Source organism: Pedobacter sp. HMWF019, from assembly GCF_003061025.1.
In the GTDB taxonomy this organism is placed as follows: Bacteria; Bacteroidota; Bacteroidia; order Sphingobacteriales; family Sphingobacteriaceae; genus Pedobacter.
Map to the genome: position 1 here is coordinate 1 of NZ_QAIL01000457.1, position 6,572 is coordinate 6,572.

The 6,572-nt window shown below is 39.6% G+C and carries 8 protein-coding genes; 1 reads left to right on the forward strand and 7 read right to left on the reverse strand.

Features of this window, described 5'->3' with window-relative positions; genetic code table 11:
* Positions 1 to 15 precede the first annotated feature (15 nt).
* From accC to pdxA, 7 genes are all read right to left on the reverse strand, one after another.
* Positions 16 to 1,356 carry an acetyl-CoA carboxylase biotin carboxylase subunit gene (gene accC / locus DBR11_RS24150; RefSeq protein WP_108555151.1) on the reverse strand — a complete coding sequence of 447 codons (1,341 nt, stop codon included), beginning with the start codon at positions 1,354 to 1,356 and terminating at the stop codon, positions 16 to 18.
* 36 nt (positions 1,357 to 1,392) lie between these two features.
* A complete protein-coding gene (gene accB, locus DBR11_RS24155; RefSeq protein WP_108555152.1) occupies positions 1,393 to 1,875 on the reverse strand; it encodes an acetyl-CoA carboxylase biotin carboxyl carrier protein in 483 nt (160 codons plus the stop codon).
* Between the two features lie 67 nt (positions 1,876 to 1,942).
* Positions 1,943 to 2,932, reverse strand: coding sequence for a beta-ketoacyl-ACP synthase III (locus DBR11_RS24160; protein WP_108555153.1), 990 nt, complete (start codon positions 2,930 to 2,932; stop codon positions 1,943 to 1,945).
* Between the two features lie 11 nt (positions 2,933 to 2,943).
* A complete protein-coding gene (gene plsX / locus DBR11_RS24165) occupies positions 2,944 to 3,882 on the reverse strand; it encodes a phosphate acyltransferase PlsX (RefSeq protein WP_108555154.1) in 939 nt (312 codons plus the stop codon).
* A 100-nt stretch (positions 3,883 to 3,982) separates the two neighbouring features.
* A complete protein-coding gene (rpmF, locus tag DBR11_RS24170) occupies positions 3,983 to 4,174 on the reverse strand; it encodes a 50S ribosomal protein L32 (protein WP_108555155.1) in 192 nt (63 codons plus the stop codon).
* 18 nt (positions 4,175 to 4,192) lie between these two features.
* Positions 4,193 to 4,726 carry a DUF177 domain-containing protein gene (locus DBR11_RS24175; protein WP_108555156.1) on the reverse strand — a complete coding sequence of 178 codons (534 nt, stop codon included), beginning with the start codon at positions 4,724 to 4,726 and terminating at the stop codon, positions 4,193 to 4,195.
* Between the two features lie 91 nt (positions 4,727 to 4,817).
* Positions 4,818 to 5,897, reverse strand: coding sequence for a 4-hydroxythreonine-4-phosphate dehydrogenase PdxA (pdxA, locus tag DBR11_RS24180; protein ID WP_108555157.1), 1,080 nt, complete (start codon positions 5,895 to 5,897; stop codon positions 4,818 to 4,820).
* A gap of 100 nt (positions 5,898 to 5,997) precedes the next feature.
* Here pdxA and rsmA point away from each other — a divergent pair.
* A partial coding sequence (gene rsmA / locus DBR11_RS24185) for a 16S rRNA (adenine(1518)-N(6)/adenine(1519)-N(6))-dimethyltransferase RsmA (protein ID WP_233260885.1) occupies positions 5,998 to 6,572 on the forward strand: 575 nt, incomplete at its 3' end.

A 6,572-nucleotide genomic window follows, 5' to 3' on the forward strand; every position in this document is an offset into this window, starting at 1 on the left:
CAAATAGATTTTTTCTTACTCAGAAAAAACAAAAGTTTCCATAAACTTCGTGGTAAAATTACCAGCTCTGAAGTTTGGATCTTTCATTAATTTCAAATGAAAAGGAATTGTTGTTTTAATACCTTCTATCACAAATTCACTTAATGCTCTTTCCATTGTACTGATTGCTTCTTCCCTGGTTTGTGCAACACAGATCAGTTTGGCGATCATTGAATCATAGTTGGAAGGAATTTGATAACCTGCATACACATGTGTATCTACCCTTACACCATGACCACCGGGTGAGTGGAAATTAGTGATTTTTCCTGGACAAGGCCTGAAGTTATTAAATGGATCTTCTGCATTGATCCTGCATTCAATGGCATGCATATCCGGAAGGTAATTTCTTCCGGAAATTGGTACACCTGAAGCCACTTTAATTTGTTCTTTGATCAGGTCATAGTTAATCACCTCTTCTGTCACAGGATGCTCTACCTGGATTCGGGTATTCATCTCCATGAAATAGAAGTTACGGTGTTTATCTACGAGGAATTCGATTGTTCCAGCACCTTCATATTGAACCGCTATGGCACCTTTAATAGCCGCTTCGCCCATTTTCTCCCTTAATTCCGGGGTCATGAAAGGAGATGGGGCTTCTTCAACCAGTTTCTGATGTCTGCGTTGAATAGAACAGTCTCGTTCTGATAAATGGCATGCTTTGCCATATTGGTCTCCAATGATCTGAATTTCGATATGACGGGGATCTTCAATGTACTTTTCTAAATAAAGGCCATCATTGCCAAAAGCAGCACCAGACTCTTGTCTCGCACTGTCCCATGCATTTTCAAAGTCTTCATCTTTCCAAACTACGCGCATTCCACGGCCACCACCACCGGCAGTTGCTTTCAGAATAACCGGATAGCCCATCTCATTGGCAATTTTAATTCCTTCTTTTACACTTTCGAGCAAACCGTCTGATCCAGGAATAGTTGGAACACCAGCCTTTTTCATGGTCTCTTTTGCAGAAGCTTTGTCGCCCATAGAGTTGATCTGCTCTGGTGTAGCTCCAATGAATTTAATTCCATAATCACGGCATACAGATGAAAATTTTGCGTTTTCAGATAAGAATCCATAGCCTGGATGTATAGCGTCTGCATTGGTCAACTCCGCTGCAGAGATAATATTTGGAATGCTTAAATAAGAATCCTTACTTGGTGGCGGACCTATACAAACGGCTTCGTCTGCAAAGCGAACATGTAAGCTTTCCCTGTCAGCAGTAGAATATACAGCTACAGTTTTAATGCCCATTTCCTTACAGGTCCGTATGATACGCAAGGCAATTTCGCCCCTGTTGGCAATTAGTATTTTTTTAAACATATAATTGATTAGATAATGATCTGCCTGAGGCAAATATTACATAGGTTCTACTAAAAATAATGGTTGGTCATATTCTACTGGAGATGCATTATCAACCAGTACTTTAACGATTCTTCCTGAAACTTCACTTTCAATTTCATTGAATAATTTCATGGCCTCAATAATACAGATCACTTTGCCAGTGGCAATTTCATCACCAACATTTACGAAAGAAGGTTTATCCGGACTTGCAGAGCGGTAAAAAGTTCCAATCATTGGCGATTTTACAGTGATGTATTTTGAAGTATCTTCTGCAGGAGTTGCCGGTTTATTATCTGTTGCAGATACAGGTTGAGGTGCTACTGCAGCAGGCAATACCTGGGCAGGAGCCGCTGCCGGAGCAGGAACTGTAGCTGTGATAACTGTAGGAGTCTGATTAGTTTTAATCGTGATCTTGAAGTCTTTTTGCTCAATAGCTACTTCATTTACGCCTGAACGAGAAACAAATTTAATAAGTTCCTGAATTTGCTTAATATCCATTTTTAAGTGATTTTAAAAAGATTTATGCCTTAGATTAAACTAAGTTAAGATTAATTATTGTATAAAATTAATATGCCCATTTCAAGTAAACAGATCCCCAGGTGAAACCGCCGCCAAAAGCCGCTAATATCAGATTGTCACCTTTCTTTAACTTGCTCTCCCATTCCCATAAGCAGAGTGGGATAGTTCCGTTGGTTGTATTACCGTATCTTTCTATGTTGATCATGACTTTATCTGCACCTAAGCCCATTCTGGAAGCAGTCGCGTCAATGATCCTTTTATTGGCCTGGTGTGGTACCAGCCAGGTCACCTGCTCAGAAGTGAGCTCATTGCGTTCCATGATTTTTGCGGCCACATCTGCCATATTGGTTACAGCAAATTTAAATACAGCCTGACCTTCCTGGTGTACAAAATGTTCATGATTATCAATCGTTTCATGGGACGCCGGTCTGGCAGAACCACCAGCTTTCTGGTGCAGGTACTGCCTGCCGGAACCGTCGGAATGAAGTACAGAGTCTATAATTCCGTTACCTTCTTCATTGGGTTCCAAAAGAACGGCACCACAGCCATCTCCAAAAATAATGCAGGTAGTGCGGTCCTGGTAATTAATAATAGATGACATTTTATCTCCACCTACGACCAGTACCTTTTTATGTTTGCCGGATTCAATGAATTGAGAGCCCGTAGATAATCCAAATATAAAACCTGAGCATGCAGCCTGTAAATCATATCCCCAGGCATTTTTTGCTCCAATTTTATCTGCAAGAATATTTGCAGAAGCCGGAAAAGGCATATCAGGTGTAGTCGTACAGAAAATGATCAGTTCAATTTCTTCTGCGGAGATTCCCCGTTTCTTAAGTAAACCATTTACAGCATGAACAGCCATATCTGATGTGCCCAATCCTTCACCTTTTAATATCCTGCGTTCCTTGATACCCGTTCTGGAAGTGATCCATTCATCAGTGGTTTCAACAATGGATTCAAGTTCCTTATTGGTTAGAATATATTCAGGAACATAACCATGAACCGCAGTAATAGCGGCGTGGATTTTACTCATTTTTTCAAAATTTATTTAAAAGCAGCTTGTATCTTTCCTACCAAGCCAGTAGTTATCATATCTCTTGATTGCAGGATCATATTTTTTACCGCAGTAGGAGTAGAGATTCCATGGCCAATAATTACAGGGGCATTTACGCCCAAAACAGGACTTCCGCCATAGTTCTCGTAATTAAAACGGTCAAAGAATTCATCCTTTAAGCCTTTTTTAATGGTCATGATGTAAAAGGATTCTGCAAGTTTAAGCATAATGTTTCCGGTAAAACCATCACATACAATGACATCGGCTTTCTGGTTGAACAGATCCCGGCCCTCAATATTGCCGATAAAATTAAACAGATTAGAGTCTTTCATCAAAGGAAATGTAGCCAGACTCAGCATATTTCCTTTTTCGTCCTCTTCTCCAATATTAATTAAACCAACTTTTGGGTTCTTGATCTGCATCACATTTTCAGCATACAAACTTCCTACAGCTCCAAATTGCACCAAGACATCAGGCTTACAATCCGCATTCGCACCAACGTCCAGCATTAAGCCTCTGCCGCCGTCAAGCTTTGGTACAATCGTACACAAACAAGGTCTGATAATGCCGGGTACAGTCTTTACACTAAATACTGCACCTACCATCATGGCACCTGAGTTACCTGCACTGGCAAAAGAATCCAGTTTACCTTCTTTGAGTAAATTGAATCCAACAGAAATACTTGAATTTGGTTTTTGGGCTAATGCCCTTGTGGGATGTTCACCCATACCAATCACTTCTTCGGTATGAACGAATTCGAAATGGTCAGGGTTAAAGCCTTTTTCTGAGAGCAGGGGCTTAATCTGGTTGGTATCACCAATGAGCACAATGTGCTCTCCGGGCGATAGAAGTTGATGAGCAGCTATTGCTCCCGAAACATTTGATTCGGGAGCATAGTCTCCGCCCATTATATCGAGACCTATTTTCATAGTAAAAAATCAGTTTGTGTAAACAGCATTATTGTGCTTCTTTCAAGTGTCTAAGATAAACTTAAACCCTGGCAAAACACAAACTATTTTTCAAGAAAAATTACCCTATAGAGGTGTTTTCAATAACTAATTTTCCGTTGTAGTATAAGTTACCATCAACGTTATACGCACGGTGAGGTACGTGGATAGCGCCAGTTGTTTGGCAAGTAGCCAGAGAAGGAGCTTCTGCTTTATAGTGTGTTCTTCTTTTGTCTCTTCTACTTTTAGAAACCTTGCGTTTTGGATGTGCCATTACTAATTGATTTAATTATTATTTTAATTTCTTTAATGCTGCCCACCTTGGGTCATCACTCGTTAATTCTTCTTTTTTATCTGCTCCGTGAGAAAGACTTTCCAGTCTTGCAATCATTTCCTGGTCACATTCCTGGCCATCGCCATCCTGTCCGCAGATCTTAATGAATGGTACTGATACATTAATGAACTCGTAAATGATTTCAGAAATATCAATAGCACTCTCTTTTTTGTTCAGTACAATGATCTCCAGATCATCGCTTTCTAATTCATCCTCAGCAAATTTTACAATCTGCCTTTCTTTAATATCCAGAGGCGAATTAAATTCTGCCAAACATTTGTCACATTCTAGTTTTACAGTTCCTTTTACATGAATTTGTAAAATCAGCATTGTTTCCTGTTTATCCAACCCTACTGTTGCATTTAAACTTCCCTTTTTAACCAAAGAGTACTCAAATGCCTCAAAAAAGCTGTTATCAATTTCAAACTCAAATTGATGTTTGCCAATTTTTAAGCCTGTAAAGGGGATTGAAAATTGTTTTAACGGTTTCAATTGTAACAAAATTTTAGCCCGCAAATGTATGAATTATTTTGATAGATGTAAAGTGTTTTTTGTATATTTTTAAAAAAGCTTTCTGGAAGGGTTAATTTGCATCGTCTTTTATATCCAGCGCAGTCTCAACGATTTTGCCTCCCGTTTTAAGCTGATTGCTTAATAAACTTTCCTGTTCACGCCTGTTCTTCACAATATGGGTAGCTGCAAAAATAGCTTCTATAAATGAAGTCGGGTCTGCCAGATTTTTGCCTGCAATATCATAGCCGGTTCCATGGTCAGGGGAAGTACGTACAAATTTTAGTCCGGCGGTATAATTTACACCGGTGCTGAAGGCTATGGTTTTGAAAGGAATTAAGCCTTGATCATGGTACATGGCCAGAACAGCGTCAAATTGTTTGAAAGTACCATTGCCAAAAAAACCATCGGCCGGATAGGGCCCAAAACAGATCACGCCTTTGTCAAAAGCTTCGTGAATGGCTGGAGTAATGATATCTTCTTCTTCTTTGCCTAATAAGCCATTGTCTCCGGCATGAGGATTAAGACCCAAAACAGCAATTTTAGGTTTTTCAATCCAGAAATCTTTTTTCAAGCTGTCATTGATCATCTTTAATTTTTGAACAATTTTTTCTTTGGTGATGCTTCCGGAAATTTCTTTAACTGGTATATGGCCAGTAACCACACCAATTCTCAATTCTTCACTGATCAGAAACATCAGCACATCTGAACTCTTGCTGCGCTCCTGCAGATATTCTGTATGGCCTGGAAATTTAAAGGTCTCTGATTGTATGTTAAACTTATTGATCGGCGCTGTAACCAGAGCGTCAATCTCTCCATTGATGAGGTCTTCGGTTGCTTTTTCCAGTGAAAGGAGAGCGTATTTTCCACCAATTTCATTGGAGACACCAAGATCGATCTTGACATCTTCTTCCCAGCAATTGATCATATTGGCTTTCTTGGGATTGGCAAGCCCGGCATTCGTTACCACATTGAAACTGAAATCGGATAAGCCCAGTGCCTTCCTGTGGTAAGAAGCTACTTTGGTATGCCCATATACAATAGGCGTACAATAATCAAAAATGCTGGTGTGCGATAAGGCTTTCAGAATCACTTCCAAACCTATTCCGTTCACATCACCAACGCTAATACCTATTTTTACTTTATTGCTCATGCTCAACTTTAGAATTTAGCGCAAATTACAGATTTTAACAGTAATCTTACGCCGATACTGGTAAAACTTTGCTTATTTTGCATCTTTAGATCAGGAGCATATGAGTTTGGTAAAGGCAAAGAAACATTTAGGACAACATTTTTTAACCGATAAAAATATTGCAGCAAAGATTGTAAACGGCCTTATTCATACAGATCAGTACCATCAAATTCTTGAGGTTGGGCCGGGAATGGGTATTCTGTCGGATATTTTGCTGGAACGTACAGATCTTGAAACCCATTTGATAGACATAGATGTGGAATCCTATCATTTCCTGCAGGAAAAATATCCACAGCTGGGAAGCAGGCTCATCAATGGGGATTTCTTAAAACTTGACCTGGGTACTGTATTTCCCGGAAAGTTTGCCATCATTGGAAATTTCCCCTATAATATTTCTTCTCAGATTCTTTTTAAAGTACTGGAGCACCGGGATAATGTTGTTGAAATGGTTGGGATGTTTCAGAAGGAGGTTGCAGAACGTTGTGCTTCTAAATCAGGGACAAAAGAGTACGGGATTCTAAGTGTACTGATTCAGGCCTATTATGATATTGAATATCTTTTTACCGTAAAACCGGGTACATTTAACCCGCCGCCTAAAGTTAATTCGGGAGTAATCCGCTTAAGCAGAAACAAAAC

Coding starts and splice junctions, on each gene's coding strand:
- accC (WP_108555151.1), bottom strand. CDS start 1,356: ATGTTTAAAAAAATACTAATTGCCAACAGGGGCGAAATTGCCTTGCGT.
- accB (WP_108555152.1), bottom strand. CDS start 1,875: ATGGATATTAAGCAAATTCAGGAACTTATTAAATTTGTTTCTCGTTCA.
- DBR11_RS24160 (WP_108555153.1), bottom strand. CDS start 2,932: ATGAGTAAAATCCACGCCGCTATTACTGCGGTTCATGGTTATGTTCCT.
- plsX (WP_108555154.1), bottom strand. CDS start 3,882: ATGAAAATAGGTCTCGATATAATGGGCGGAGACTATGCTCCCGAATCA.
- rpmF (WP_108555155.1), bottom strand. CDS start 4,174: ATGGCACATCCAAAACGCAAGGTTTCTAAAAGTAGAAGAGACAAAAGA.
- pdxA (WP_108555157.1), bottom strand. CDS start 5,897: ATGAGCAATAAAGTAAAAATAGGTATTAGCGTTGGTGATGTGAACGGA.